Source organism: Nocardioides renjunii, from assembly GCF_034661175.1.
Classification (GTDB): Bacteria; Actinomycetota; Actinomycetes; order Propionibacteriales; family Nocardioidaceae; genus Nocardioides; species Nocardioides renjunii.
The window spans coordinates 1,260,185-1,286,469 of record NZ_CP141058.1 but is presented as its reverse complement, the minus strand read 5'-3'; the positions used below and the strand labels follow the sequence as shown (position 1 = coordinate 1,286,469).

At 72.7% G+C, this 26,285-nt stretch carries 25 protein-coding genes and 1 tRNA gene; 6 read left to right on the top strand and 20 right to left on the bottom strand.

Annotated elements, in window-relative coordinates; genetic code table 11:
* Window positions 1-121: 121 nt before the first annotated feature.
* The 9 genes from SHK17_RS06100 to kduI form a co-directional block, all read right to left on the bottom strand.
* Window positions 122-1,219, bottom strand: coding sequence for a sugar kinase (locus SHK17_RS06100; protein WP_172270598.1), 1,098 nt, complete (start codon window positions 1,217-1,219; stop codon window positions 122-124).
* Window positions 1,216-1,860, bottom strand: a complete 645-nt coding sequence (eda, locus tag SHK17_RS06095) for a bifunctional 4-hydroxy-2-oxoglutarate aldolase/2-dehydro-3-deoxy-phosphogluconate aldolase (RefSeq protein WP_322921457.1) — start codon at window positions 1,858-1,860, stop codon at window positions 1,216-1,218. Before eda ends, SHK17_RS06100 begins: the two co-directional genes overlap by 4 nt.
* A gap of 20 nt (window positions 1,861-1,880) precedes the next feature.
* Window positions 1,881-3,371, bottom strand: coding sequence for an aldehyde dehydrogenase family protein (locus tag SHK17_RS06090; RefSeq protein WP_172270594.1), 1,491 nt, complete (start codon window positions 3,369-3,371; stop codon window positions 1,881-1,883).
* Window positions 3,372-3,480: 109 nt separating this feature from the next.
* A complete protein-coding gene (locus SHK17_RS06085) occupies window positions 3,481-4,488 on the bottom strand; it encodes an ABC transporter permease (protein WP_322921456.1) in 1,008 nt (335 codons plus the stop codon).
* A 1-nt stretch (window position 4,489) separates the two neighbouring features.
* Window positions 4,490-6,052 (bottom strand): sugar ABC transporter ATP-binding protein, encoded by a 1,563-nt coding sequence (locus SHK17_RS06080; RefSeq protein ID WP_322921455.1) that lies wholly within the window; start codon window positions 6,050-6,052, stop codon window positions 4,490-4,492.
* Window positions 6,049-6,996 carry an ABC transporter permease gene (locus SHK17_RS06075; protein WP_172271710.1) on the bottom strand — a complete coding sequence of 316 codons (948 nt, stop codon included), beginning with the start codon at window positions 6,994-6,996 and terminating at the stop codon, window positions 6,049-6,051. The genes SHK17_RS06080 and SHK17_RS06075 overlap by 4 nt, the downstream gene beginning before the upstream one ends.
* Window positions 6,997-7,064: 68 nt before the next feature.
* Entirely contained in the window at window positions 7,065-8,150 is a 1,086-nt protein-coding gene (locus tag SHK17_RS06070) for a sugar ABC transporter substrate-binding protein (protein WP_172270590.1), read from the bottom strand.
* A gap of 157 nt (window positions 8,151-8,307) precedes the next feature.
* Window positions 8,308-9,123, bottom strand: coding sequence for a 2-dehydro-3-deoxy-D-gluconate 5-dehydrogenase KduD (kduD, locus tag SHK17_RS06065; RefSeq protein ID WP_172270589.1), 816 nt, complete (start codon window positions 9,121-9,123; stop codon window positions 8,308-8,310).
* The gene (gene kduI, locus SHK17_RS06060) at window positions 9,120-9,935 is read right to left on the bottom strand and encodes a 5-dehydro-4-deoxy-D-glucuronate isomerase (RefSeq protein ID WP_322424657.1); all 816 of its coding nucleotides are present in this window, start codon (window positions 9,933-9,935) and stop codon (window positions 9,120-9,122) included. The genes kduD and kduI overlap by 4 nt, the downstream gene beginning before the upstream one ends.
* A gap of 175 nt (window positions 9,936-10,110) precedes the next feature.
* On the opposite strand from kduI, the gene SHK17_RS06055 reads away from it, so the two are divergent.
* Window positions 10,111-10,902: an IclR family transcriptional regulator gene (locus tag SHK17_RS06055; RefSeq protein ID WP_172270587.1), complete on the top strand. Its 792-nt coding sequence runs from the start codon at window positions 10,111-10,113 to the stop codon at window positions 10,900-10,902.
* A gap of 36 nt (window positions 10,903-10,938) precedes the next feature.
* Here SHK17_RS06055 and SHK17_RS06050 read toward each other — a convergent pair whose 3' ends face one another.
* Window positions 10,939-11,802 (bottom strand): LysR family transcriptional regulator, encoded by an 864-nt coding sequence (locus SHK17_RS06050; RefSeq protein ID WP_172270586.1) that lies wholly within the window; start codon window positions 11,800-11,802, stop codon window positions 10,939-10,941.
* Between the two features lie 83 nt (window positions 11,803-11,885).
* On the opposite strand from SHK17_RS06050, the gene SHK17_RS06045 reads away from it, so the two are divergent.
* Window positions 11,886-12,764: an EamA family transporter gene (locus SHK17_RS06045; RefSeq protein WP_322921454.1), complete on the top strand. Its 879-nt coding sequence runs from the start codon at window positions 11,886-11,888 to the stop codon at window positions 12,762-12,764.
* Window positions 12,765-12,771: 7 nt separating this feature from the next.
* Here the strand turns inward: SHK17_RS06045 and SHK17_RS06040 are convergent, their stop codons facing one another.
* Both SHK17_RS06040 and SHK17_RS06035 read right to left on the bottom strand, forming a co-directional pair.
* Complete coding sequence (locus tag SHK17_RS06040) at window positions 12,772-13,629, bottom strand: mechanosensitive ion channel family protein (protein WP_322921452.1); 858 nt, start codon at window positions 13,627-13,629, stop codon at window positions 12,772-12,774.
* Window positions 13,630-13,834: 205 nt separating this feature from the next.
* Window positions 13,835-15,022: a serine hydrolase domain-containing protein gene (locus tag SHK17_RS06035; RefSeq protein ID WP_322921451.1), complete on the bottom strand. Its 1,188-nt coding sequence runs from the start codon at window positions 15,020-15,022 to the stop codon at window positions 13,835-13,837.
* 222 nt (window positions 15,023-15,244) lie between these two features.
* Between SHK17_RS06035 and SHK17_RS06030 the strand changes: the two genes are divergently transcribed.
* Window positions 15,245-16,471: a sensor histidine kinase gene (locus SHK17_RS06030; protein WP_322921450.1), complete on the top strand. Its 1,227-nt coding sequence runs from the start codon at window positions 15,245-15,247 to the stop codon at window positions 16,469-16,471.
* Window positions 16,459-17,106 carry a response regulator transcription factor gene (locus SHK17_RS06025; RefSeq protein ID WP_322921448.1) on the top strand — a complete coding sequence of 216 codons (648 nt, stop codon included), beginning with the start codon at window positions 16,459-16,461 and terminating at the stop codon, window positions 17,104-17,106. The genes SHK17_RS06030 and SHK17_RS06025 overlap by 13 nt, the downstream gene beginning before the upstream one ends.
* Before the next feature lie 13 nt (window positions 17,107-17,119).
* On the opposite strand, the gene SHK17_RS06020 is transcribed toward SHK17_RS06025, so the two are convergent.
* Window positions 17,120-17,425, bottom strand: coding sequence for a GNAT family N-acetyltransferase (locus SHK17_RS06020; RefSeq protein WP_322424664.1), 306 nt, complete (start codon window positions 17,423-17,425; stop codon window positions 17,120-17,122).
* Window positions 17,426-17,596: 171 nt separating this feature from the next.
* On the opposite strand from SHK17_RS06020, the gene SHK17_RS06015 reads away from it, so the two are divergent.
* Window positions 17,597-18,319: an aspartate/glutamate racemase family protein gene (locus tag SHK17_RS06015; RefSeq protein WP_322921447.1), complete on the top strand. Its 723-nt coding sequence runs from the start codon at window positions 17,597-17,599 to the stop codon at window positions 18,317-18,319.
* Window positions 18,320-18,339: 20 nt separating this feature from the next.
* Window positions 18,340-19,305 (top strand): alpha/beta fold hydrolase, encoded by a 966-nt coding sequence (locus tag SHK17_RS06010; protein ID WP_322921446.1) that lies wholly within the window; start codon window positions 18,340-18,342, stop codon window positions 19,303-19,305.
* 11 nt (window positions 19,306-19,316) lie between these two features.
* Here SHK17_RS06010 and SHK17_RS06005 read toward each other — a convergent pair whose 3' ends face one another.
* The 7 genes from SHK17_RS06005 to SHK17_RS05975 all read right to left on the bottom strand — a co-directional run bounded on the left by SHK17_RS06005 (window position 19,317) and on the right by SHK17_RS05975 (window position 26,235).
* Window positions 19,317-20,255, bottom strand: a complete 939-nt coding sequence (locus SHK17_RS06005) for a LysR family transcriptional regulator (protein ID WP_322921445.1) — start codon at window positions 20,253-20,255, stop codon at window positions 19,317-19,319.
* A gap of 374 nt (window positions 20,256-20,629) precedes the next feature.
* Window positions 20,630-20,703, bottom strand: a tRNA-Met gene (locus tag SHK17_RS06000).
* Window positions 20,704-20,752: 49 nt separating this feature from the next.
* Window positions 20,753-23,761, bottom strand: coding sequence for a UPF0182 family membrane protein (locus tag SHK17_RS05995; protein ID WP_322424668.1), 3,009 nt, complete (start codon window positions 23,759-23,761; stop codon window positions 20,753-20,755).
* Window positions 23,758-24,402, bottom strand: coding sequence for a PPA1309 family protein (locus tag SHK17_RS05990; RefSeq protein WP_322921444.1), 645 nt, complete (start codon window positions 24,400-24,402; stop codon window positions 23,758-23,760). Before SHK17_RS05990 ends, SHK17_RS05995 begins: the two co-directional genes overlap by 4 nt.
* Complete coding sequence (locus SHK17_RS05985) at window positions 24,399-25,454, bottom strand: YlbL family protein (protein WP_322921443.1); 1,056 nt, start codon at window positions 25,452-25,454, stop codon at window positions 24,399-24,401. Before SHK17_RS05985 ends, SHK17_RS05990 begins: the two co-directional genes overlap by 4 nt.
* Before the next feature lie 27 nt (window positions 25,455-25,481).
* Window positions 25,482-25,754 (bottom strand): hypothetical protein, encoded by a 273-nt coding sequence (locus tag SHK17_RS05980; RefSeq protein WP_322921442.1) that lies wholly within the window; start codon window positions 25,752-25,754, stop codon window positions 25,482-25,484.
* 43 nt (window positions 25,755-25,797) lie between these two features.
* On the bottom strand, window positions 25,798-26,235 hold the full coding sequence (locus tag SHK17_RS05975) for a molybdenum cofactor biosynthesis protein MoaE (protein ID WP_322921441.1): 438 nt from the start codon (window positions 26,233-26,235) through the stop codon (window positions 25,798-25,800).
* Window positions 26,236-26,285 lie beyond the last annotated feature (50 nt).

Sequence of the window (26,285 nt, the reverse complement as noted above, 5' to 3'; positions counted from 1 at the left end):
CCAGAATTGTGAACTCGACGGCGCAAACGTTCCGATACATGAAAGCAGGCCTGGGCGGCCGATCCCCCGCACGGGGTCGGACCGCCCAGGCCTGGTCTGGGTGGTGTGTGCCAGCCGGCGGCTAGCGACGTACGCGCGCGCTGCCGCCACCGGCGAGCGCGCGCACCTCCTCCCGGGTGGCCATCGAGGTGTCACCGGGGGTGGTCATGGCGAGCGCGCCGTGGGCGGCGCCGAGCTCGAGGCACTGCTGCAGCGGCTCGCCCTCCAGCAGGCCGTAGACCAGCCCGGAGGCGAAGCCGTCACCGCCTCCCACGCGGTCGAAGATGCCGAGGTGCTCGCGGGGCGTCGAGGCGAGCACGCCCGTCTCCGGCGACCACGCGATGGCCTGCCAGTCGTTGTCGCTGGCGGTGTGCACGGTGCGCAAGGTCGTCGCGACGACCTGGAGCCAGGGCATCTTCTCCGCGACCGTGGCGACCATCGCCTCGAAGCTGTCCATCGGCAGCGTGCTGAGGTGCTCGTCGACGTGGGCCACCTCGAAGCCGAGGGCCGCGGTGAAGTCCTCCTCGTTGCCGATCATCACGTCCACGTGCTCCGCGAGCCGGGTGTTCACGTCGCGGGCGCGCTCGGTGCCGCCGATGCCCGCCCACAGGCTGGGCCGGTAGTTGAGGTCGAAGGACACGATCGTCCCGTGCCGCCGGGCGGCCGCCATCGCCTCCTCCGCCACCGCGGCGGCGTTCTCGGACAGGGCGGCGTAGATGCCGCCGGTGTGCAGCCAGCGCACGCCACGTCGACCGAACAGGTCGTCCCAGTCCACGGTGCCGGGCGCCAGGTGGGCGATCGCGGTGTTGGCCCGGTCGGAGACACCGACCGCGCCGCGGACGCCGTAGCCGCGCTCGGTGAAGTTGAGCCCGTTGCGCACCGTGCGCCCGATGCCGTCGTAGTCCTCCCAGCGGATCAGCGAGGTGTCCACGCCGCCCTGCATGACGAGGTTCTCGACGAGGTGGCCGATCTCGTTGTCAGCGAGGGCGGTGACGACCCCGGCGCGCAGGCCGAAGACCTTGCGCATGCCGCGGGCGACGTTGTACTCGCCGCCGCCCTCCCAGGCCTCGAACCGGCGGGCGGTGCGGATGCGGCCCTCCCCCGGGTCGAGGCGCAGCATCACCTCCCCGAGCGCGACGATGTCGAGCTCGCACTCCTCGGCCGGACGGGTCTCGATCATGCGGGTGCTCCTTCGAGGGTCGGGTGGTAGAGCCGCGTCGAGGCGGCGCAGCGGGCGGCGACCTCGTCCCAGCGGCCGGTCGCCAGCAGGTCGCCGGCGACCATCCAGCTGCCGCCGACGGCGGCGACCGCCGGGTGGGCGAGGTAGGCCGGGGCGCTCTCGGCCGTGATCCCGCCGGTGGGCATGAACCGCACCTGCGGGAAGGCGGCGGCCAGCGCCTTGATCGTGGGCAGTCCCCCGTTGGCCTCGGCCGGGAAGAACTTCACGGTGTCGAGGCCGAGGTCGAGGGCCTGCATGACCTCCGTCGGGGTGGCGACACCGGGGACGACCGGCACGCCGGCGTCCTGGCAGCGTCGTACGACGGCGGCGCTGAGGCCCGGCGACACGACGAACCGCGCCCCCGCCTCCAGCGCCTCGTCGACCTGGCGGTCGGTGAGGACGGTGCCGGCCCCGACGACCAGGTCGGCGTTCTCGGCGAGCCGGCGCAGGACGGCGGCCGCCCCGGGCGTGCGGAACGTCGCCTCGGCGACCGGCAGCCCGCCCTCGACGAGGGCGGCGCCGAGCGCGTCGGCCCTGGCCGGGTCGTCCAGGACGACCACCGGCACGATGCGGTGGCCGCCCAGGACGTCGGTCGCGCTCACGGTGGGCTTCACTCCGTGGATCACCGGAGCTCGGCGATGACGGTCTTGAGCTCGGTGTAGTCGTCCAGGCCGAACGACCCGAGCTCGCGGCCCCAGCCGGACTGCTTGAAGCCACCGCGCGGCAGCGTGACGTCGTCGGCGTGCCAGGTGTTGAGCCAGACCGTGCCGGCCCGCAGCTTGCCGCCGACCCGGTGGGCGGTGCCGAGGTCCTTGGACCAGACGCCGGCCGCGAGGCCGTAGACGGTGTTGTTGGCGGCGGCGACGACCTCGTCCTCGGAGTCGAACGGGATCGCGGTGATGACCGGGCCGAAGATCTCATCGGTCTGCACCGCCATCTGCTCGGTCACGTCGGTGATGAGCGTCGGGGAGAAGAAGTAGCCGCGCTCGGCCGCCGGGTCGGGGCTGCCCGCGGCGATGGTGGCGCCGTCGGCGACCGCGCCGCGGACGTAGCCCATCACCTTCTCGTGCTGCTCCTGGGAGACCAGCGGCCCCATCGTGGTGGCCGGGTCGAACGCGTCGCCCACCCGGATCGCCTTCGCGGCGGCGGCGACGCCCTCGATGACCTGGTCGAAGACCTCGCGCTGGACGTAGAGGCGCGAGCCGTTGACGCAGCACTGGCCCTCGTTGAAGTAGCCCGCCAGCGCGGCGCCGGCGATCGCGGCGTCCAGGTCGGCGTCGGCGAAGATGATGTTGGGCGCCTTGCCGCCGAGCTCGAGCGAGACCTTCTTGAGGTTCCTGGACGCACCGGCGGCGATCTTCTTGCCGACCTCGGTGCTGCCGGTGAAGGCGACCTTGTCTACGTCGGCGTGGTCGACGAGGGCGGCACCCGCGTCACCGAAGCCGGGCAGGATGTTGACCACGCCGGCGGGCACGCCGGCCTCGAGCAGCAGCTGGCCCAGCCGCAGCGCCGTCAGCGGCGTCTGCTCGGCCGGCTTGAGCACCACGGTGTTGCCCGCGGTGATCGACGGGATGATCTTGAACGCCGCCATGGTGAGCGGGAAGTTCCACGGGACGATGCCGGCGACAACACCGATGGCCTCACGGCGGGTGTAGGCGTGGAACTCGCGACCGGGCACCGACATCGGGATGGTGGTGCCCTCCATCTTGGTGGCCCAGCCGGCGAAGTAGCGGAACAGCTCGGCGGCCACGCCGACGTCGCCGCGGGCCGAGGCCAGGCTCTTGCCGTTGTCGAGCGACTCGAGCTGGGCGAACTCCTCGGCGCGCTCGTCGATCATGTCGCCGATGCGCCACAGCAGGTGCGAGCGCTCGCGCGGCGTCATCCGCGACCACGGCGACCCGGCCTCGAAGGCGTTGCGGGCGGCCACGACGGCGCGGTCGGCGTCCACGGCCGAGGCGCGGGCCACCTGCACGAGGACCTCCTCGGTGGCCGGGTTGACGGTGTCGAACGTCTGGCCGTCCTTGGCGTCGACCCACTCGCCGTCGATGAGCAGCTGGCGCGGCGAGGAGAGGAACGAGGAGACGGCGGGGAGGAGCTGGGAGTTCTCGGACATGGGAGCCTTCCGGGTTCGTGGCGGGGTTCGTGGCGGATCGTGGATCGGGTGTCGGGTGTCGGGGCGATCGGGGGGGTTGGAGGTCAGGGTGGCGGTCGGGGTCGGGCTGCTACTTGATGATCAGCACCTTCGACCGGTCGAGGGTGAGCGCGACGGCGGCGACGATGATGGCGCCGTAGAGGATCTGCTCCCAGGCGGACGGGACGCCGACGATCGGCAGGCCCACCCGGAGCAGGGTGACGACGAGGGCGCCGGCGAGGCTGCGCCACAGCGAGCCGTGACCGCCGGTGATGGCTGTGCCGCCGACCACGATGGCCGCCACCGCGGGGAGCAGCAGGTTGTCGGCCATCGTGGGGCTGCCGCTGAAGTTGCGGGAGGCGAGCATGACGGCGGCGAGGCCGGCACAGGCGCCCGACACCGTGAACGCGGCGACCTTCACCAGGTCGACGGGCGTGCCGGCCAGCCGGGCGGCCGACTCCGAGTAGCCGGTGGCCCGGACGAAGCTCTCCAGCGGCGTGAGCTTGATGACGAGCGAGATCACCGCGACGACGAGGAGCGCGACGAAGAACGACATCGGGACGTAGCCGGCGACGTAGAGGTTGAGCCACTTCGTGGCGTCGCGGTCGACGACCCGGATGGGCCCGGCGTCGGAGATGACGAGCGCGATCGCGGAGAAGATGCTCATGCCTCCGAGCGTGACGACGAACGACGGGATCCTCAGCAGCACGTGCGCGATGCCCTGGACGGCGCCGATGGCGCCGGCCGCGGCGATGACGCCGAGCACGGTGAGGCCACCGAGGTCGGGCAACCACATCGCGAAGAACACCGTCGACAGGGAGCAGAGGGCGGCGATCGACAGGTCGATGCCACCGCACAGCACCACCAGCGTGGCACCGGCCGCGAGCACGACCAGCGGGGCCGACGTGCGTACGGCGGCGGTGAGGCTGCGCTGGGTGATGAAGTCGGGGTCGGCGACCGTGAGGGCCGCGAGCAGCGCGACGAGCGCGATGAGCGGCATGAACGAGGTGACGCGCTGGCCGACGGTGGGACCGCCCTTGACGATGGCGGGCTCGGCCGCCGGGTTGGACTCGGGGGTCGTGAGGACCGGTGTGCTCATCTCAGACCATCTCCTTCACCAGGTCGAGCGGGGTCGGCTTGCCGCCGTGGGGGCACGCGACCTCGGCGGTCGCCCGACCGTCGCTCATCACGATGATCCGGTCGGACATCCCGATGGCCTCCTCCAGGCTGTCGGCGAGGAGCACGGTGGCCACGCCGCTGTTGGCGAGCTCGCGCATCAGCCGGTAGACCTCCGAGCGGGCGCCGATGTCGAGGCCGCGGGTCGGGTGGTCGAGGAGCAGCAGGCGGATGTCGCCGGCCACCAGCCAGCGCGCCAGGACGACCTTCTGCTGGTTGCCGCCGGACAGGCGCCCGATCTGCGTGCCGCGGTGCGGGGTGCGGATCGAGAGCCGCTCGATCCACTTGTCGACCAGGGTGGCCTGCTTCTGCGGCACCACCATCGGGCCGGCGCAGCGCGACTTCTGCTTGGTGAGGGTCATGTTGTCGGCGACCGACATCGGGCCGACCATGCCCTCGATCTTGCGCTCGGCGGGCACGTAGCCGACGCCGGAGGCCACGGCGGCCCGGGTGCCGGACAGGTCGAGCTTCCGGCCGTCGAGGGTGACCTCGCCGGCCAGGGTGGGCTCGGCCCCGAAGAGCGCGCGGCACACGTCCTCGCGCCCCGAGCCGTGCACGCCGACGATGCCGACGATCTCACCGGCCCTGACCTCGAGGTCCACGTCGCGGAAGGTCCTGCCGGACAGCCCGGTGACGACCAGGCGGGGCTCGGCCTCCGCCGCGGTCCGCTCCGAGAGTCCCGCGTGGTAGTGGTCGTCGGAGCCCGTCGAGCCGATCATCATGCGGTGCAGCTCCGAGGGCGCGGCGCCCGCGGTGGCCACCTCGCCCACCGACTGCCCGCCGCGGAGCACGGTGACCCGGTCGCACACGTCGAGCACCTCGTCGAGGCGGTGCGAGACGAAGACCACCGACGCGAACTCGCGGAGCCGGCGGACCTGGGTGAAGAGCGTCTCGATCTCCTTGGACTCCAGCACCGAGGTGGGCTCGTCGAGGATGATGACGGGCGGGTGGGAGGTGCGCTCCTCGATGCGGAGGACCTTGGCGATCTCGACCATCTGCCGCTCGGCGAACGTCAACATGTCGGTGCGCGCCAGCGGGTCGATGTGGGAGCCGATCTTGTCGAGCTGGGCCTGCGCGAGCTTGCGCATCGTGTCCCAGCGGTAGATCCCGCGGCGCACGCCGGCGCCCTCGCTGCCCAGGACGATGTTCTCCGCGGCGGTGAGGTTGGGGACGAGCGACTGCTCCTGGAACACCATGCCGATGCCGTGGTCGGCGGCCTCGACGACGCTGCGCAGGCGGACCTTCTCGCCCCGGACCCAGATCTCGCCGGAGTCGGGGCGGACCAGGCCGACGAGCGCCTTGAGGAGCGTGGACTTGCCGGCGCCGTTCTCGCCGGCGAGGCCGAGCACCTCGTGCTGGCGCACGACGAGGTCGACGCCGTCGAGCGCCTTGACGCCCGGGTAGTGCTTGACCAGTCCGCGCACCTCGAGGGCGGGGACGGGAGCCGGCGCCGGGGCGTCGGGCTGGAGCTGCAGGTCGGTGGTCACTTGGTCACCTGGTTCCTACGACGCTGGGGGATGACCGCGGCCGAGACGGCCGCGACGACGATGAGGCCCTGGACACCGCCCTGCCAGTAGGGGCTGACCCCGATCTGCACGAGGCCGTTGGTCAGGACGGTGACGAGGAGGACGCCGACGGCGGAGTGGAGCACTCCCCCGCGACCGCCGGTGAGCAGGGTGCCACCGACGACGGCGGCGGTGATCGCCGCGAAGTCGTAGCCCTTGCCCGCCTGGACGAGCCCGGCGCTGAGCTGGCTCGTCACCAGCACGCCCGCGAGCCCGTAGAACGACCCGGCGAGGGTGAACACGGCGACCTTGTAGGGGGCGACCTTCACGCCGGAGAGGGACAACACCTCCTCGGCGCCGCCGATCGCGTACGCGTAGCGGCCCAGGCGCGAGTAGCGCTGGACGAGCCAGCCGACGAGCACGCAGCCGACGGCGATCCACGTCAGGTAGGCCAGGCCCAGGAAGCGGCTGACGGCCCAGCTGCGCAGCATCTCGTCGGAGATGTTGGGCTGCACGCCGGAGAACAGCAGCGTCGCGACGCCGAGCCCGACGGCCGACACACCGAGAGTGGTCATGAAGGACGGGACCTTCAGCGTCACCAGCGCCATGCCGCTCAGGCAGCCGAGGGCCGAGCCGAGCAGGACCGCGACGAGGACGCCGAGGAGTCCCCAGTCGTTGCCGTTGCGGTTGTTGGCGACGAGCAGGGCGACCGCGATCGCGGAGGCCCCCATCACTCCAGGGACCGAGAGGTCGATCGACCCCATCATCAGCACGAAGGAGATGCCGCAGGTGACGACGGCGAGGACCGCCGCCGCGTCCAGGATGTTCTGCACGTTGCCGACCGTGCGGAAGTCAGGGCTCAGCACCGAGAAGATGCCGACGATGACCACCAGCGCGATCGGGGGACCAGCGTCCCGGAGCGACACCCCCCGCCGAGGCTGGGGGCGCGGCGGGATCACGACCTCGTCGTCGGCCTTGGCGGGGGATGTCATGGTCACGAGATCGGGCCCTGCGACCGGCTGAAGACGTTGTCGCACGCGAAGTCGGACTCGTCCACCTCGGGAGCGGTGAACTCGCCGACGTTGTCGCCGGTGATGAGGAACTGCTCGGCGAACCAGGCGCGGTCCTCGTCGGCGATGTCGTCGACGGAGAGCTCACCGGTGGCCACGCAGTAGCCGATGGCCAGGCCGATGCCGCCCTGCCACGGGCCGTCCGAGGAGACGGTCGCGGTCATGGCGCCGTCCTCGATGGCGGTCAGCGCGTCCGGGACGGCGTCGATGCCGACGACCGCGACGTCGTCCCGGCCCGCCTGCTCGAGCGCCGCGAGCGCGCCGAGCGCCATGTCGTCGTTGGCGGCCCAGATGCCCTTGACGTCGTCACCGTGCTTGGTGAGGAGCGTCTTGGTGACGGCCAGCGCCTCGTCGCGCGAGAAGTTGGCGGTCTGGTCGTCGAGGAGCTCGACGTCGGGGTTGGCCTCCAGCGACGCCTCGAGCCCGGCGAAGCGGTCCTTGGCGGCGCCGGTGTCGAGGATGCCCTGCAGGGCGATGATGCCGCCCGAGCCGCCGATGGCCTCCGCGAGCGCGTCGCCGATCTGCTGGCCGGACTCCACGCCGTTGTAGGTGATGTGGCTCAGCCACTGGTCGTAGTCGGTGACGTTGACGTCGGCCGGCTTGTTCCACTGCGTGACGAGGTAGGCGCCGGCCTCCTCGGCACCCTCGACGATCGGCAGGGTGTCGGAGTCGCCGTTGGGCAGGATGTTCATGACGAGGCAGTCGGTGTTGCCGGCGAGCAGCTGGGTGATCTGCTCCTGCTGCTTGGTCGAGTCGGCGTCGTAGGTGAGGCGCTGCTGCTCGAGGCCGACCTGCTCGGCGAAGGCGTCGCCGCCGTCGAGCCACGAAGCCTCGTAGGGGTTGGACTCGTTGCGCACCTGGCCCACCAGGGTGACGTCCTCGGGCGCGCAGGCTCCAGCCTCGGAGCCGCCACCGCCGCTGCCACCGGCCTCCTCGCTGCAGCCGGCGAGGGCGGCAGCTGCCAGGGTCAGGCCGAGCACGACTGCGGTCGGTCGAGAGGTGAACTTCATGGTCGATCCTCATTCTCTTTCGGAGCCGGTTGTCCGGCGGTGGGACTGACTGGGTCAGGTACTGCCCCGAGTGGTGGTGCGGTGAGGGGTGGTGCGGTGGGGTGGTGCGGCGGGGTGAGGGATGGTGCGGTGGGGGTGGTGCGGGGAACCGGGTGGGTCAGCGGGCCATCCAGCCGCCGTCGACGGCGAGCACGTGCCCGTTGACGTAGTCGGCGGCCGACGAGCTGAGGAAGACCGCCGCGCCGGCGATGTCGTCGGCCGAGCCCCAGCGGCCCGCGGGGATCCGCTCGAGGATGGACCGCGAGCGGTCGGGGTCCTCGCGCAGGGCGGTGGTGTTGTCGGTGGAGATGTAGCCGGGCGCGATCGCGTTGACCTGCACGCCGTGCGGTCCCCACTCGTTGGCGAGCGCCTTGGTGACGCCGGCGACGCCGTGCTTGCTGGCGGCGTACGACACCACGCGGACGCCGCCCTGGAAGGACAGCAGGCTGGCGATGCTGACGATCTTGCCGTGGCCGCGCTCGACCATCGGACGCCCGAGCGCCTGGCAGAGGAGGAACATCCCGGTGAGGTTCACGTCGAGGACCCGCTCCCACGACGCGCGGTCGACGTCGACGCTGTCCTCGCGGTCGATGATCCCGGCGTTGTTGACGAGGACGTCGACCTGGCGCTCGGCGGCCAGCTCGGCGGCCACGCGCTCGACGGCGTCGTGGTCGCTCACGTCGAGGTCGACCACGTCGACCGACCGGCCCAGCTCCTGCACGGCGTCACGCGTGGCGTCCTGGGCGCCGGGGCGACCGAGGAGCACGACGTCGGCGCCGGCCTGCGCGAGGCCGAGGGCCACCGCGCGCCCGATGCCGCGACCGGCACCGGTCACCACCGCGCACCTGCCGTGCAGGTCGAACGGCGAGCGGGCGCCGTCGGTGGCGGGCGACGGGGAGCCGGACCGGGAGGAGGAGGGGGCGAGCTGGGTCACAGGTCGTCCACCGCCACGGGCGAGAGGTCGGTGTAGCAGTTGTTCTCACCGGCCATCGCCCAGATGAAGGCGTACGACCCGGTGCCGGCGCCGGCGTGGATCGACCACGGCGGCGCGATGACGGCCTGGCGGTTCCGCACCACGAGGTGGCGGGTGTGCCCGGGCTGGCCCATGAAGTGGAAGACGCGGTCGTCCTCGGCCAGGTCGACGTAGCAGTAGACCTCGGTGCGGCGCGCGTGGAGGTGGGGCGGGAACGTGTTCCACACCGAGCCGTCGGCGATGACGGTGACGCCGAACTGGAGGACGGAGGTCTCGAGGTCCTGGCCCCACGCGTAGCGGAACAGGCTGCGCTCGTTGGCCGCCTCCGGCGACCCGAGGGCGACCGGCTCGACCTGCTCGTGGCTCAGGAGGGTGGCGGGGTAGGTCGCGTGGGCCGAGGCCGACACGAAGTAGAAGGCGGCCTCCTCGCCGGCGAAGGCGACCTCGCTCCCCCGGCCGACGTAGAGGCCGTCGAGGTGCTCGAGCTCGAACTTCTCGCCGTCCACGATGACGTGGCCGGCGCCGCCGACGTTGATGACGCCGAGCTCGCGGCGCTCGAGGTGGGACTCGGTGCCGAGGACGTCGGTCCAGGCCGGCAGGTCGAGCTGCCCCGTGCCGGGCACCGCGCCGCCGATCACCATGCGGTCCTCGTGGGTGTAGGTGGCGTGGACCTCACCGTTGACGAAGAGGTCCGGGACCAGGAAGGTGTCGCGCAGGTCTGCCGTGGTGGCAGTCTCCGCACTGGTCGGAGACGTGGAATATCGCACCTGCATGACGGGAACACTCCTCGGTGTTATGAACTGCGTTCGTCTATGTGAACTGAGTTCAGCGTATACGTGACGCCCGTCACTGGTCAAGCATCTGGACCACTGTCCATGTATGCGAACTCGCGCTACGATCGAGCACGACGGGGCACGGAGCCCCGCACCATCACGGGGAGACGAGTCCATGACGCTGCAGAAGGAGCTCGCTCCGCCCACCGCCGCCGGTCCGGTCAAGTCGGCCGCCCGGGCGCTCGACCTGCTCGACGAGATCGCCGCCAACGGCCCCGGCACCCAGCTGCAGCTCTCGACCCGGCTGAGCATCCCCAAGAGCAGCCTGCACGCGCTGCTGCGCACGATGGTGGACCGCGGGTGGCTGCAGACCGATCCCACCGGCAGCGTCTACCAGCTCGGGATCCACTCCCTCGTCGTGAGCTCGGCCTACCTCGACGGCGACCCCGTGCTCGCGCGTGCCGCCTCGGTCCTCGACGAGGTCGCGGCGGCCACCGAGGAGACCGTGCACCTCGGGCGCCTCGACGGCCACGACGTCATCTACACCGCCAAGCGCGAGTCGATGCACCCGCTGCGGATGCACTCCGCCGTCGGCCGGCGCCTGCCCGCCTACGCCACCTCCCTGGGCCGGGCGCTGCTCGCCGAGCTGCCCCTGGAGGAGCGCCGCGACATGGTCCCCGACCACATCAGCGCGATCACGCCCAACACCACCACCGACAAGGACGCGGTCCTCGAGATCATCGAGCGCGCGGAGATCCACGGCTACGCCACCGAGAGCGAGGAGTCGTGCATGGGCGTGCGCTGCTTCGGCGTCGCCCTGCCCTTCAGCCACCAGGCCGTCGACGCCCTCAGCGTCGCCGTGCCGATCAGCCGCCTCGACAACGGCCGCGAGGACCTCATCATCGAGACGCTGCTCAGCGTCAAGGCGCGGCTCGCCGCCGTCCACGGCAACAGCCTCGTCCGCTGACGCCGGCCCGGTCCTCCCCCTGTAATCAGCGGGTACTCAGCCGGTCGCCAGGCGCTCGGTCACCGCACGCAGCGGCGGCCAGGTCGCGCGGCCGCGCCGGGTGACGGCGTAGGCGCGCAGCCACAGCCCGGGGTCGCGCAGGCGTACGACGCTCACCCCGCGCCGCGACGCGCGTCCGCGCGGCAGCAGCCCCACCCCCCGGCCGGCGACCACCAGGTCGTCGACCAGCTCGAGGGCGTCGATGCGATGGGCGATGCGCGGGACGAAGCCGGCCCGTGAGGCGAGGGTGCGCAGTGCGTCCTCGTCGGCGGTGTTGCGCGAGTTGATGATCCAGTCGCGGTCGGCGAGGTCGGCGAGCGTGAGCCCGCGGTCGCGGGTGGGCACGCCGACGCCCCACTCGACCTGCCACAGCGGCACGACCTCGTGGTCCTCGCGCCAGTCGGCGGGCGCGAGGTCGTAGTCGTAGACGAGCGCGAGGTCGACCTCGTCGCGCGCGAGCAGCCCGAACGCCTCGAGCGGCTCGTACTCGAGGACGCGGACCTCGATGCCGGGATGGGTGCGCTGCAGGTCGTCGATCGCGGGGAGCAGCGAGCGGCGCACGGCCGAGGCGAACCCGGCCACCCGCAGCACGCCGACCGGCTCGGCGGCGGGGTCGAGGTCGAGCCGGGCCGACTCCACCGCCGCGAGGATCGTCACGGCGTGGTCGGCCAGCCGTCGCCCGGCCGGCGTCAGGCGGACGCGCCGGCCGTCCGGCTCGAGGAGCGGGCTCCCGACGTCGCGGGCGAGGGCGGCGATGCCCTGGGAGACGCTCGAGGTCGTGGTGCCGAGCGCGTCCGCCACCTCGTGCATCGACCCGAGCCGGGAGAGCTCGAGGAGCATCCGGAGTCGCCGCACGTCCATCCCCCGATTGTGTCGGGATGACGAACGATATGTCCAACAAAGTCACGTGGACGCGAACGGTGGGCGTCGTCTCTACTGGAGGCATGCCCCTCTCCCCCGCCCGCACCGGTGCCTCGATGGCTGTCGCCTCCATGCTCTGCGTCCAGCTCGGGCTGGCCGCGTCCGTCGGCCTGATCGACGACGTCGGCGCGTCCGGCGCGGCGTGGCTGCGGCTCTTCTGGGCGGGGATCCTGCTGCTGGTCATCGTCCGCCCGCGGCGGGGGCTCTACAGCCGCGAGGCCCTGGTGGCCGGCACGGCGCTCGGCGTCGTCACCGCCGGCGTCACGCTCCTGTTCATGGCCTCCATCGCGAGGCTGCCCCTCGGCACCGCCAGCGCCCTGGAGTTCCTGGGACCCCTGGGGGTCGCCGTGTGGCGCAGCCGCGGCGTCGGGCGCGCCTGGGCCCTGGTCGCCGCGGCGGGGGTCGTGCTGCTGACCCAGCCGTGGACGGGCGCCGCCGACCCCCTCGGCGTGGCCTTCGCGCTCGGTGCCGCCTTGTGCTGGGCGGCGTACATCCTGCTGACGCAGCGGGTGGGCGACGCGGTGAGCGGCCTGGGCGGGCTGGCGATCTCGATGCCCGTCGCGGCGCTGGTGGCCACGGTCGTCGCGGGGCCGGGCGTCGTCGGCCACCTCACGCCGGAGCTGCTGCTCCAGGGCCTCGGGCTGGCGATCCTGCTGCCCGTCGTGCCCTTCGCCCTCGAGCTGGTCGCCCTGCGACGGCTGACCACCGCCGCGTTCGGCACCCTGATGGCCCTCGAGCCGGCCTTCGCCCTCGTGATCGGGTTCCTGGCGCTGAGCCAGGTGCCCAACGGCATCGCGATCGCGGGCATCTCGCTGGTCGTGGCGGCCGGCATCGGCGCCGAGCGCAGCGGCGCCCGCGACGCCGTCGGGGAGACCGACGACGCGCGGGCGCTGGCTGCCTGACCGGGTGTCAGGTCCGCGGCGTGCCGTCGGTCCCCGGAGCACCGAAGGTCGAGTTGTACGTGGGGTCGTACGTCCCGCCGGCGGCAGTGGAGCCACCAGCGGTGCCGGAGCCGGTGCCGGAGCCGGTGCCGGTGCGCAGGCTGGAGGTCGCCTGCTGCGCCCGCTCGCCGACGCTCGGGGCGGCGGCGGCCTCGCGCTTGATGCGGGGAGCCTCCTCCTCGGCGCGGGACAGGTAGCCCTCCCAGCGGTGCTGCATCGGCTTGATCAGGCCACCACCGACACCGACCACGATCACGCCGCCGACGGTGGCGAGGATGGCGACGAGCACGGGGGTCGTCACCGTCGTGGCGACGCCGACCTGGTTGAGCGCGGCGACCACGCCGAGGAAGAGGATGAAGATCGAGGCGACGTTGGCCAGTGCCTTGCCGTAGGACAGGCCGCCCAGGGCGCCCTCGACCAGGACCTTGACCGCAGCGGCGATCGCGGAGGCGACCACGAGGATGATGATCGCGACGATCAGGCTGGGCAGGAAGGTGATCACCTGGGTCAGCAGGTCGCTGATCGGGTTGGGACCGAACACCCCGAAGGCGAGCTGCAGGACGAACAGCACGAGCGTGTAGTGGATGAGCTTGGCGACGATGTCGCTCGCGTCCATCTTGGAGTTCTCCAGCGCCTTCCGCACACCTCCACGCTCCACCGCGCGGTCGAATCCGACCCGCTCCAGGACGGCGTTGAGCGCCTTGCCGATGGCCTTCGCGACGAGGAGGCCGACGACGAGGATGATCAGGAAGAGCACGAGCTTGGGCAGGAACTCGGCGATGAGGCTGAACCCGCTCCGCAGGCCGTTCTCCAGTGATTCTTGCATGCGTTTCTCCTTGGTCCGGGGGACACCGCGACAGCACCCGGCGCGCTCCGCACAGGGCTGGGAGCGCGACCGAGCGCCTGCCGGCGAACGGGTCGACCGGCTCACGGGCGGCACGCCGTCGCGGCGGGTTTACGTTGTAAACGAACCACGGACGGCTTCGGAGGGCAAGCGGACCCCACCCATAGGGAGTGGGGCCCGCGTCGCGTCAGGCCCCGCAGACGAGGTCGTCGACCGTGCCGCTCACGTCGGCGAGCATCTCCAAGCTCGTCGGCAGCGCCGTCACGGCCACGACCGCCCACCGGCCGTCGGAGGTGACGAGGTTGCGGGTCTCGAAGCCCTGGATGTCGCCGCCGTGGCCCCAGCCCACGACGCCGCAGTCGAGCTGCTGGCTGGCGAGGCCCAGGCCGTAGCGCCAGCCGGGCTCGGCGTCGAAGCCGGGCGCCCGCACGGTCTGCTGCATCGCGTCCAGCTGCGCGGGCTCGAGGAGCTCGCCACCCACCAACGCGCCCATGAAGGCGCCGAGGTCGGCCGGCGTCGACACCAGCTGGCCGGCGGCCCAGCCGAGGGACGGGTCCATGCGGGTGATGTCCTCCCACGGCGCGCCGGGCGCGCCGGGCTCGGCGGCGAGGTAGCCGTGCGGGTGGCTGCCGCGGATCCGCTGCTCGCCGGCGCGCGGCCAGTAGGTGTCGCGCAGGCCGAGCGGCTCGATGATCCGGTGGGCGATCTCCTCCCCGACCGGGCGGCCGGTGACGCGCTGCACGAGCAGGCCGAGGACGACGTAGTTGGTGTTGGAGTACGCCCAGCGCGTGCCCGGGCGGAAGTCCCGCCCCTCGGCCAGTGCCGCGTCGAGCAGGTCGTGCGGCTCGAAGTAGGTGTGCGCGACGGCGCTCAGCGAGCCGCCGGCCTCGATCACCAGCGAGTCGTAGTCGGGCAGCCCGCTCGTCTGCTGCAGCAGCTGGCGCACGGTGATGCGCCGTCCGTCGTTGCCACCGCCGCGCACGACCCCGGGCAGGTAGCGCTCGACCGGCGCGTCCAGCTCGACGAGGCCCTCCCCCACCAGCTGGAGCACGACGGTGGCGGTGAACATCTTGGTGTTGCTGGCGATCCGGACCCGCGAGTCCGCCGGGACGGGGGCACCGGTGGCGAGGTCGCCGCTGCCGGCGGTCCAGGTGCGCACCTTCCCGTCCGCCCCGCGGACGGTGGCGATGACTCCCGGGAAGCCGGTGCGGGACACGAGCCGGTCGAGCCGCTCCTGGGTGGACGTCGCGGCGTGGTGCCCGGCACCATCCGGCGCCGGGGCCGCCTTCGCGGCGACGACGTTGCTGGTGACCGACACGGCGACGGCCGACACCGTCAGGGCGACGGCGGTGGTGCGGGACATGCGACGGAACATGGTGATCTCCTCGGATGGGGTGTCGATGTGTCCCTCAACCGTCGTCGTTCCCGCGCCGGCGATCGATCCCGCTGGCTGCCGAGCGGTTGGTACAGCAGGCACTACTCCTGGCCCGCAGGTGTTGGGCCGAGCACGTCGCTCCCCCTACGGTGCGGTGGCCGGCACATCCGCACGAGCACGCATGACCGGTCGCCGGGCCGGTCGGCAGGAGGGAGCAGCACCGTGGCGACGACAGCGCGCGTCCGACCCGCCCTGCGGCGCACCCTCCGGTCCCTGGAGCAGCTGCTGGGCGGCTTCGGCACCGCGCTGCTGGCGCTCGGACTGCTGGTGTGGGCCGTGACCCTGGGCTGGTTCACCGCCGCGACCACCCTCGGTCTGGTGCACGGCCTGGCCGACCGCGAGCGGGCCCGGCTCGGGCGCTGGGGCGTCGAGGTGGCGGCGCCGGCGGTCCGGCCCGTACGCCTCGGCGAGGCGCTCCGGGACCCCGCCACCCGGTCGGAGCTGGCGTGGCTGGCGCGGCACGCCGTCGCCGGCAACGTGGTCGGCTTCCTGGCGGTGCTCGCCCCGTTCTCCGCCGCGCGCGACCTGACGTTCCCGCTGTGGTGGTGGACCCTGCCGGACGGCTGGGCGAGCCCCTCGCTGGGGTTCTGGGTCGTCCGCGAGTGGTCGGGCGTGCCAGGCGTCGTCCTCCTCGGTGCCTGCTGGGCGTCCGCCACCGTCCTGCTGGCCCCGGTCGCGGCGCGCCGGCAGCTGCGGGTCGCGCGGCGGCTGCTCGGGCAGGACCCCGGCGACCTGACGATGCGGGTGGCGGAGCTGACCCGCACCCGCGCCGCCGCGCTCGACGCCCACGCGGCCGAGCTGCGGCGCATCGAGCGCTCGCTCCACGACGGTGCGCAGAACCGCATCGTGGCCACGACGGTGCTCATCGGCGCGGCCCGCCGCAGCCTGGCGACCACGGGTCCGGCCGCGACCGACCAGCTGCTCGGCCAGGCGCAGGACGCGGCGGAGCTCGCCCTCGCCGAGCTGCGCGCCGTGGTGCGCACGATCCTCCCGCCGGTGCTCGCCGACCGCGGCCTGGCGGGCGCCCTGCAGGGGCTCGCCGCCGCGAGCCCGGTGCCGTGCACCACGACCGTGGACGTCCCGGTGCGCAGCGCGGCGTCGGTGGAGGCCACCATCTACTTCGTGGTCGCCGAAGCCCTCACCAACGTCGCCCGGCACAGCGGTGCCGAGCGGGCCCACGTCGACGTACGCCTGCGGGCGGCCGACGACGGCTCCGAGGTCGTCGAGGCGGTCGTCCGCGACGACGGCGCCGGCGGTGCGAGGGAGGGCGTCGGCACCGGGCTGTCCGGGATCCGGCACCGGGTCGAGGCGATGGACGGCCGCTGGTCGCTGACCAGCCCGCCGGGCGGCCCGACCGAGCTGCGGGTGGTGGTCCCGTGCGGATCGTGATCGCCGAGGACGACCCGCTGCTGCGTGAGGGGATCAGCGCCGTGCTGCTCGCCGAGGGCCACGACGTCGTCGCCGCGGTGGGCGACGGCGAGCTGCTGCTGGCCGCCGTGGAGCAACACGAGCCCGACGTCGCGGTCGTCGACGTACGCATGCCCCCGACGCACACCGACGAGGGCGTCCGGGCCGCCGTCGAGGCGCGCCGGCGACGGCCCGGGCTGCCCGTGCTCGTCCTGTCGGCCTACGTCGAGCAGGCGTTCGCCACCGAGCTCCTCGCCCACGGCAGCGCCGGTCTCGGCTACCTGCTCAAGGAGCGCGTCGGGCGGGTGGAGATGTTCGTCCAGGCCCTCGAGCACGTCGCCCGCGGCGGGACGGCGATCGACCCCGAGGTGGTGGGCCAGCTGGTGGCGCGCCCGGACGCGCGGCTGTCGCGGCTCACCGCTCGCGAGCGGGAGGTGCTGGCGCTGATGGCCGAGGGGCGCGGCAACACCTCGATCGCGCAGGCCCTGGTCGTGACCGAGGGCGCGGTGCACAAGCACATCCGCTCGATCTTCGCCAAGCTCGACCTGCCGCCCTCCGACGACGCCGACCGCCGCGTGACGGCCGTGTTGCACTACCTCGACCGGGCGTCGCGCTGACCCGACCTTCGGGTCAGTCGGTCACCTTGCTCGGCGGGCGTCGGTAGTCGAGGTCCGCGTAGTCGGGGTGACGCCCGATCCAGGCCTGCACGAAGGGACAGATGGGCAGCACCCGCAGCCCCGCCCCGCGCACCTGGTCGAGGGCTCCACGCACCAGTGCGCCACCCACTCCCTGGCCCTCGACCGACGAGTCGACCTCGGTGTGGGTGAACACGACCATCTCGGACGTCGTCTGGTAGGCCGCGAACCCGACCAGGGTGCCGTCCACGAGGGCCTCGAACCGCTGACGCTCGGGGACGTCGACCACCTCAACGCTCACTGCTGCTCCTCCTGGGGATCGCCGCCCTCGACGGGCGTCGCGGCACCCGCCGCACCAGCCCGAACCTAGCAGCGGCAAGGTGGCGCCGGGCGATGGTCCCAAGCACGGCTTGGGACGCTGCCAACGAGGCGAGGGCTACCGGACCGGCTCCGGCGGGCAGATGCTTGGGGCATGCACACGACAGGTCTCATCGGCGGGCTCAGCTGGTACTCCACCGCCCAGTACTACCGGACGATCAACGAGGAGACGCAGCGTAGGCTCGGCGGGCACGGCTCGGCCGAGATCGCGATGCGCTCGGTCGACTTCGCGGCGGTGCGCGAGCACCAGCTGCGCGACGACTGGCCCGCGGCCGGCAGGATGCTCGCCGCGGCAGGCAGGGACTGCGAGGCCGCCGGCGCAGACGTGCTGCTGATCTGCTCGAACCTCATGCACAAGGTGGCCGACGACGTGGCGGCGGCAGTGACCGTCCCCGTGCTGCACATCCCCGACATCGTCGCGGCGGAGGCGCTCGGGCGGGGGCTGACCGCCGTCGGCCTCCTGGCGACGCGCTGGGTGATGGAGGAGCCCTTCTACCGCGACCGGCTGGCCGCTGCCGGCGTCCGCTGCCTCACCCCGGGCGCGGAGGACCGGGCGATGGTCGACCGCGTGATCTTCGAGGAGCTGACGCAGGGCACGGTCCGCGAGGAGTCGGCACGGGCGTACGCCCGGGTCGTGGCGGACCTCGCCGACGCCGGCGCCCAAGCGGTCGTGCTGGCCTGCACCGAGATCGAGCTGCTGCTGCGCCAGGAGGACTGTCCCGTGCCGCTCATCGACTCCATGGCCCTGCACGCCCTGGCCGCCGTCGACCTGGCCCTCGCCGCCACCGTCACCAGCAACGGCCCTGACCGTCCGTGACCGCACCGAGAAGGAGCACCATGCCCGACGACAGCCACGACATCCGGACGCCGTACGGCGCCACCTCGACCACCGTCGACATCGGCGGCCCCGTGCACGCCTGGGTCCGGCCCGGCCCGGGTGCCGGGACCGGGGAGGTCGCGACTGTGCTCTGCCTGCACGGCCTCGGCGGGTCGGCCCTCAACTTCGGCCCGGTCACCCCGCTCCTCGCGGAGCGCCACCGGGTCGTCGCGCTGGACCTCCTCGGTCATGGCGGCACGCGCTCGGGCCGGCCGGAGCTGTCAGCCTCGGCCGCGGTCGAGGAGCAGCTCGACCTGGTCGCCACCTACGTGGCCACCCGCGTCGACGAACCGGTCGTCCTCGTCGGCCACTCGCTCGGCGGGGTGCTCGCCGTGCTGCACACGCTCGCGCACCCGGAGACGGTGGACCGGCTGGTGCTGCTGGCTCCGCCGGTGCCCCACCGCACCGACGCGGCGCGCGACCGTGGACTGGCGGCCAAACGGGCGGTCCTCGGCACGTCGCTGGTCCGCGGGCTCGTGGACCGGCAGCTGCGACGCACGGCGCCGGCGGACCTCGTGGTGCGCCAGGTCGCGGAGGCGACGCCCCACACCGACCGCGTCCCTGCCGCCGCGCTCGCCGCCTCGGTCGCCGAGCAGGAGGTCCGGGCCTCCGCCCCGGACGCGGCCGCTGCCCGGCGCACCCAGTGGAACGCGATCCTCGGCACCATCGACCTGCTGGCCCGCCCGCTGGAGTGGCGCGACCGGCTCGCGGAGGTCGCGGTGCCGACGCTGTGGCTGCAGGGGCACGACGACCTGAAGGTCCCGCTGGACGACGCCACCCGGCTCGCCACGTCAGTGCGGGCACACGCGAGCGTGCCGGAGCGGTGGGACTTCCGGACCAGGGCGGGCGTGGGGCACCTGCCCCACATGGAGGACGCCGCCTGGACGGCCGACGCGCTCCTCGGCTGGCTCGGCGCTCGCGCCTGAGCCCCCGGTGCTCAGGCGTCGGCGGGCTCCTCGAGCGACCGGTCCCGCACGGGGCGGAAAGCCCTGACGAGCGCCTCGGTCGCCTCGCCGACCGGCTCGTCGCGGACGACCAGGCCGCACACGCGCCGTCCGAAGGAGGGACCGGCCACGACCACCACGTCGGGGTGCCGGAACGCCCTCAGCGCCGACTGCGGGAGCACCGCGACCCCGAGTCCCGCCGCGACCATGTTCTGGACGAGCACGTAGTCATCGGTGGCGTGGCGGATCGTCGGGGCGTAGCCGGCGGCCGCACAGATCTCCGTCACGTGGCGCCGACAGCGCTCGCAGCCGGCGACCCAGGTCTGCTCGGCGAGGTCGGCCACCGTAGGAGGCGCGTCCCTGCCCGCAGCCCGCGCGGCCAGCGGGTGGTCGCCGCCGATGACGAGGTCCATCCGCTCCTCGAAGAGCGGGAGCCAGTGCAGACCCCCCGCGGTCGCGCTCTCCGACGGGTAGCGGAACACGAGCGCGAGGTCGACCTCGTCGGCCAGGAGCGCCACCTCGGCCTCGGGGGGCTCGGCCTCGACGAGCTCGGTGGTGATGTCCGGCTCCGTGTCCTGCAGCGCCGCCATCACGCGCGGGATCAGCGTGGCCGATGCCGAGGGGTAGGCCGCGATGCGCACCACCGACCTCGCGCCGGCGGCGCGCTCGGCGAGCTCGCCGCGCAACGCGTCGACCTCCTCGGCGATGCGCTGTGCCCGCGCGAGCACCAGCTCCCCGGCAGCGGTCGGGACAACGCCCTTCGACGTCCTGAGGACCAGCGGGCACCCGAGCTCCCTCTCGAGGGCGCGCACCTGCTGGCTGACCGCCGGCTGCGTCCACCCCAGGGAGCGGGCCGCCGCGCCCAGGGACCCCGCGACCGCCACCTCCCGGAAGATCAGCAGCCGGCGCAGGTCGAGTCCGCGCGGATCCATGCGCACAGCATCGCGGCAGCGTGGTCCCCGCGACAACCACGCCGCTGCGCGAGGCGCCACGCTGACGACACCTTGGCCCGGAAACACGTGACCGCCCGGACCGGGGCTTACCCGGCGGGCGGTCTCGCGGTGCTGCTCGCTGGTCCGTCTGCCGCCTCTCGGCGGGTGGCCGCTCGTAGCGGCGAAGGGTGAGGCCCGGGGGCAAGATCTCGGACCAGCTGTCCTTCACAACGGCCCGATCTGCTTCAACATTCCGGGCGGCCACGTGACGCGCGCCACCCGACGGACAGCCCCTTCGGGCGACCAGTGCGAGGCCTCGGGCGGACAGCAACAGGGCCCGACCTGCGTCTCCGCGGGTCGGGCCCTGTTCTTTGTAGCGGGGGCAGGATTTGAACCTGCGACCTCTGGGTTATGAGCCCAGCGAGCTACCGAGCTGCTCCACCCCGCGTCGGTGAACAGAACATTACAGGGGCGGGGGGTGGAGCCCAAATCGGGGGTCAGCCGGCCAGCCGGACGGCCTCCTCGATCAGCTCGCGGCCCTCCTCCATCAGGCGCGCCCACCGCACGGTGTCGCCCGCCTGCTGGGCCGCGTCGGCCTGGGAGAACTTCGCCTCGGCCTGGCGCAGCAGCTCGCGGATCTGCTGCTGCGTGCTGCCCGACGGCGTCGTGGGCTCCTCGGACGGCTCCTCGGTCGGCGACGCACCCGGCGACTCCGTGGGCTCGCCGGTCGGCTCCTCCGTGGGCTCCTCGGTCTCGTCCCCGGAGGTGGCCTCCGCCAGCAGGGCGTCCTCGATGGCGCCGGTGAGCGTCGTGCCGATGCCCACCCGGCCCTCGTAGGAGACGAGCACGAACCGCAGGATCGGGAAGTTCGACTCACCGTCGCGACGGGTGTAGACCGGCTGCACGTAGATGAACGAATCGTTGACCGGCAGCGTCAGCAGGTTGCCGGGCACCCGGTCGGCATCACCCGTGGTGTAGGGCAGGAGCGCCTGGCTGACGTCCTCGTTGGTCGAGAACGTGTTCGCGATCTGCAGCGGCCCGCCGGTCGGCTCGTTGGGCAGCTCGAGCACCGAGACCTTGCCGTAGTCCTCGCTCGTCGCGTCGCTGTTGACCGCCATGTAGGCCGCGAGGTTGTTCTCCTTGTCGCGCGGCACGTAGACCGACGTCAGCGACCAGGTCTCGCCCTCGCCGGTGTCGGTGAAGAGGCGGTACGGCGGCTGCAGGCGGCTGGTGAGCTGCGGGTCGCTGGGCACCTCCCAGCGGCTCGAGCCCTCGAACCACGCGGACGCGGAGGTCTCGTGGTAGCGCTGGAACTGGTAGCGCTGCGCCTTGAAGAGGTCCTCGGGGTAGCGCAGGTGCTCGGTCAGCGCGTCCGGGATGGCGTCCTTGGGCTGGACGACGTCGGGGAACACCTTCTGCCACGCCTTGAGGATCGGGTCCTCCTCGTCCCAGGCGTAGAGCGACACCGTGCCGTCGTAGGCGTCGACGGTCGCCTTCACCGAGTTGCGCAGGTAGTTGATCTCGTCGGTCGGCAGCGTCTGGAAGCCGGTGTTCTCCTGCAGGGAGTCGTCGGTCATCTCCTCCAGCGACTCGCGCTGCGAGAGGGGGTACTTGTCGGTGACGGTGTAGCCGTCGAGGATCCACTGGATCCGGCCGTCCACCACTGCGGGGTAGGGGTCGGAGTCCACGGTGAGCCACGGCGCCACCTTCTCGACCATCTGCCGCGGCTCGCGGTCGTAGAGGATCTTGGAGTTGTCGTGGACGCGGCTCGACAGCAGCAGGTTGGGCTCGCTGAAGCGCACGGCGTAGAGCAGCTGGTTGACGAGGTTGCCGATCGGCACGCCCGCCTTGCCGTCGTACGTCGTCGCGACGTCCTCCTCGCTGCGGTCGCCCTGCGGCAGGTCGAACTCGACCGGGTTCCCGCTGGGGTCGAGGCCCACGATGCTGTAGGTCGGGCTCTGCTCACCGAAGTAGACCCGCGTCTCGTAGCCGTCGGGCCCGGCGAGCCGGGTCAGCGTGTCCTCGTCGGCCTCGGCGCCCTCGGCCCACTGGATGCCGGTCTGCTGGGTCGAGTCGTCCTCGGGACGCTGGTTGGCGAACGCCGCGATGACGCCGTTGCCGTGCGTGTAGGCGGTGTGGAGGTTCGACCAGTTCTGGTCGCCCTCGGCCAGTCCGCTCTGGTCGAGCTCGCGCACGCCGAGGACGACGGCGCGGTCCTGGCCGTCGATCTCGTAGCGGTCGACGTCGAGCACGTTGGGCACGGAGTAGTAGGCCCGCACCTGCTGCTGCTGCTCGAAGATCTCGCTGACGATCTGGGGGTCGACCAGCGGTACGCCGTCGGTGACGCCGTCGAGGGCCTCGAGCCGGCCGTCGACCTGCGCGCCGCCGCCCACGGGCCGGGTCTCGATCTGGTCGAGCTGGTAGGCCGCGCGCGTGGCCTCGATGTTGGCCGCGATGTAGGGGCCCTCACGGTCCGGCACGTTGGGGTTGACCCGGATCGCCTGGACGAGCGTCGGGACGATGAGGCCCAGGATGATCGCCGAGAGCGCGAAGAGCGCGACGCCCACGGACGGGAGCAGCCACGTGCGGCGCCAGATGTTGGCCAGGAAGAGCAGGGCGCAGACGATCGCGATGCCGGCGAGGATCTCCTTCGCCGGGAGCACCGCCTTGTCGTCGGTGTAGCCCATGCCGGTGAAGATGGACCCCGAGTTGGTGACCAGGTCGTAGCGGTCGAGCCAGTAGTCGACGGCCTTGGCGAGCACGAACAGCGCCAGCAGCGCCGACACCTGGATCTGGGCCGCGCTCGTGAGCCGCTCGCCGGGCCGCGCCGAGAGCCGGATGCCGCCGAAGAGGTAGTTCATCACCACCGACGCGAGCAGGCCCACGACGGCCAGCGCCATGACGTAGTCGACGAGGTAGTGCCAGAACGGCAGCTCGAAGACGTAGAAGCCCACGTCCTTCTCGAAGTAGGGGTCGGTGGTGCCGAAGGACTCGCTGTGGCGCCACAGGGAGTAGCTGCGCCACTGCCCGGTCGCCGAGGCGCCGGCGAACAGGCCCATCACGATCGAGGCGCCCGCGATCACCCAGCCCATGCGGGGGGCCAGCACCTGGCGGTAGCGGTCCATCCCGTCGTCGGGCATCCCGGGCATGCCGGGCCACAGCACCGGGCGGAACCGGTAGGCCATCGCCATGGACAGCGCCACGGTCGCCGCCATCAGCCCCGCGAAGACGAGGAAGAGCCCGATGCGAGTGAGCAGCAGCGTCGTGAAGACACCGCTGTAGCCGACGGAGCCGAACCACAGCCGCTCGGTCCAGAACGAGGCGAAGCCGCTCAGGAGCATGAACCCGAGGACCAGGATGATCGCGGTGATGACGAGCGCACCGGGACGGCGCGACGTGGCCGCCGGGCGCTGGGCGCCCGGTCCTCCCGGTCCTCCCGGTCCGCCGGGCCGCTGGGGGCCGTCGGGACCGTTCGGTCCGCTGGGTCGGTCGAACGGATTGCTCATGCGGGCCCCTGCTCAGAGGTCTCGTGGGGTGTGTCCGACTGGGCGTCGGGGTCGGTGTCGTGCAGCGTGGCGTGGAGGAGGTCGAGGAGGCCGGGCACCAGCTCGGTGCCGTTGACGACCGACTGCTCGTCGTCGTGGGCGCGCAACCGGAGGGCACAGTACGACGCGCCGGCCCGGGTCACGCCGGCGACCATGCGGACCTCCTGGCGGTGCGGGTGCTCCCGGGCGAACAGCTCGGCGGCGGTCGGGTCGTCGGGGATCTCGTCGTCGACCTCGGGAGGCAGGACCAGCCGCTCGATGACGGCCGCACAGCCGGCCACGCTCTCGGGCCACGCGATCGAGGGCAGCGCGTCCTCGAGGGCCTGCCCGGGCGGCAGCCCCTCCTGCTCGATCGGGGTGAAGGACCCCTCGTCACCGGGTCCGTCGATCGACATGACCGCGGCGAGGGCGGGCTCCTGCGCGATCAGCTCGGCGGTGTCGACCAGCGCGTAGAGCCGGGCGGGCTGGTCCCACCCGTCCTGGGCGACGTGCGCCTCGATCTCCAGCACGGCCGCGGCGAGCGCCGGGTCCTCGGGGAGGGCACCGGGCGGGGGGACGTCGGGCAGGTCGGGCGTCTCCGGGGTGTCCGGGGTCTCGGTCATGAAGCGGTGTCCTCGCAGCTGGGAAGGGAGGCGTCGGGATCGTCGACCCAGTCGGCGAGGGTCGTCACGGCGCTGCTCATGGTCGTGGCCCTGGCGAGCCGCATGTCGCCGGGGTCGACTCCCCCGATGCCGTCGCAGTTGTCGGCCGGCACGAAGAAGAGCTGCGCGCCGGCGTCGCGGGCGGCGGCGATCTTCTGCTGGATGCCGCCGATCGGTCCCACCTCGCCGGCGGGGGTGATGGTGCCCGTGCCGGCGATGTCGGCGCCGTCGGTCATGGACCCGGGGGTGAGGGTGTCGTAGATGGCCAGCGACATCATCAGTCCGGCGCTCGGGCCACCGATGTTGTCGGAGATGGCGACGCTGACCTGGAACGGGAAGTCGAAGCCCTCGGCGGGCGTGATGCCGACGCGCGGGCTGCCGTCGACCTCCTCCGGCGTGATCTCGACGCGCACGCGCTCGCCGTCGCGGCGTACGACGAACGGGATGGGCTCGCCCACCTCGGCGCCCTCGACCGCGTCGACGACGTCCTGGGCCTCGGTGATCGTGGTGTCGCCCACCTCGAGCAGCACGTCGCGCACCTCGAGCCTGCCGTCCGCGGGCAGCCCCGGCGTGACGTCGAGGACCTCGACGACCGGGTCGAGGTCCTCGCCCAGCTCGGTGAGCGCCGCCGCGATGGCGGTGTCCTGCGACGACATCATGGCCAGGTCGGACTGGCGGTCGCTGGACTCGTCGGTCTCGTCCGGGGCGTAGATGGAGGACCGCGGCCAGACCGCGGCGTCGGGGTCGAAGTAGGCCTTCAGCAGGTCGGGCAGGGTCACGTCCTCCTGCGGCGAGCTGACGTAGACGGTCGTCATCCGCAGCTCGCCCTCGTCGTAGAAGGCCTCGTGGCCGGTGACCTGCACCGTCTCCTCACCGTCGTCGCCCGTGCCGAGGATGTCGACGGTCGGTCCGGGGTAGTAGGTGACGTAGGGCAGCGGCACGAAGGCTGCAGTGCCCCACAGCACGGCCAGGAGGCACAGTGCGAGCAGGCCCGCCCTGGTCCGCTGACTCATGGGCGCAACTCTCTCAAACCGGCGCAACTACGACGCGCGACGGGTGGCGCCGCCGTGGGAGCCCTCCCCCGGGCCCGCCCCGTGGCTGGGCCGCACGGCGATGCCGGTGCTGCGGTCGCGCGCCTGCGGCGGCGTACGGCGGGTGCCCGCCGGCAGGTCCTTGGCGATGGCCCTGCCGAGCCGCTGGGCGGCGACGTCGCGGTCGACCTCGCCGCGCCCGTCCCGGCTGACCCACGACACCCACAGCATGGCCACCGCCGTCACGACGACGGAGGGCACGAGCCAGAGCAGGATCTCCACGCACCGGAGCCTAGGCCTCCGCGACCGCCGGTCGCGTCAGGTCCTACGGCGTGCCGACCCACTCCTCGGTCCGGTCGTCGAAGACCTGGTGCTTCCAGATCGGCACCTCGGCCTTGAGGGTGTCGATCAGCGCGCGCGACGCAGCGAAGGCGTCGCCGCGGTGGGCGGCCGTGGTGGCGACCACGACGGCGAGGTCGCCGATGCGCAGCTCGCCGACGCGGTGCACGGCGGCGACGCCGCGAACGTCGTGCTCGGCCGCCACCCGCCGGCACACCTCGCGCAGGCGCTCGAGCGCCGTGGGGTGGGCGGAGTAGTCGAGGGCGGTGACCCCCTTGCCCCCGTCGTGGTCGCGGACCTGCCCGACGAAGAGCGTGAGCCCACCGGCGCCGTCGTCGCCGAGCGCGTCGAGCACCTCGGTGACGTCGAGCGGGGTGTCGCGGATGTCGACGAGTCGCACGGGGTCGGGGACGGGGTCGGTCACGGCTCAGAGTCTAGGCGCGCGGGGATGCCGGGGCTGGGCGCGGTGAGTAC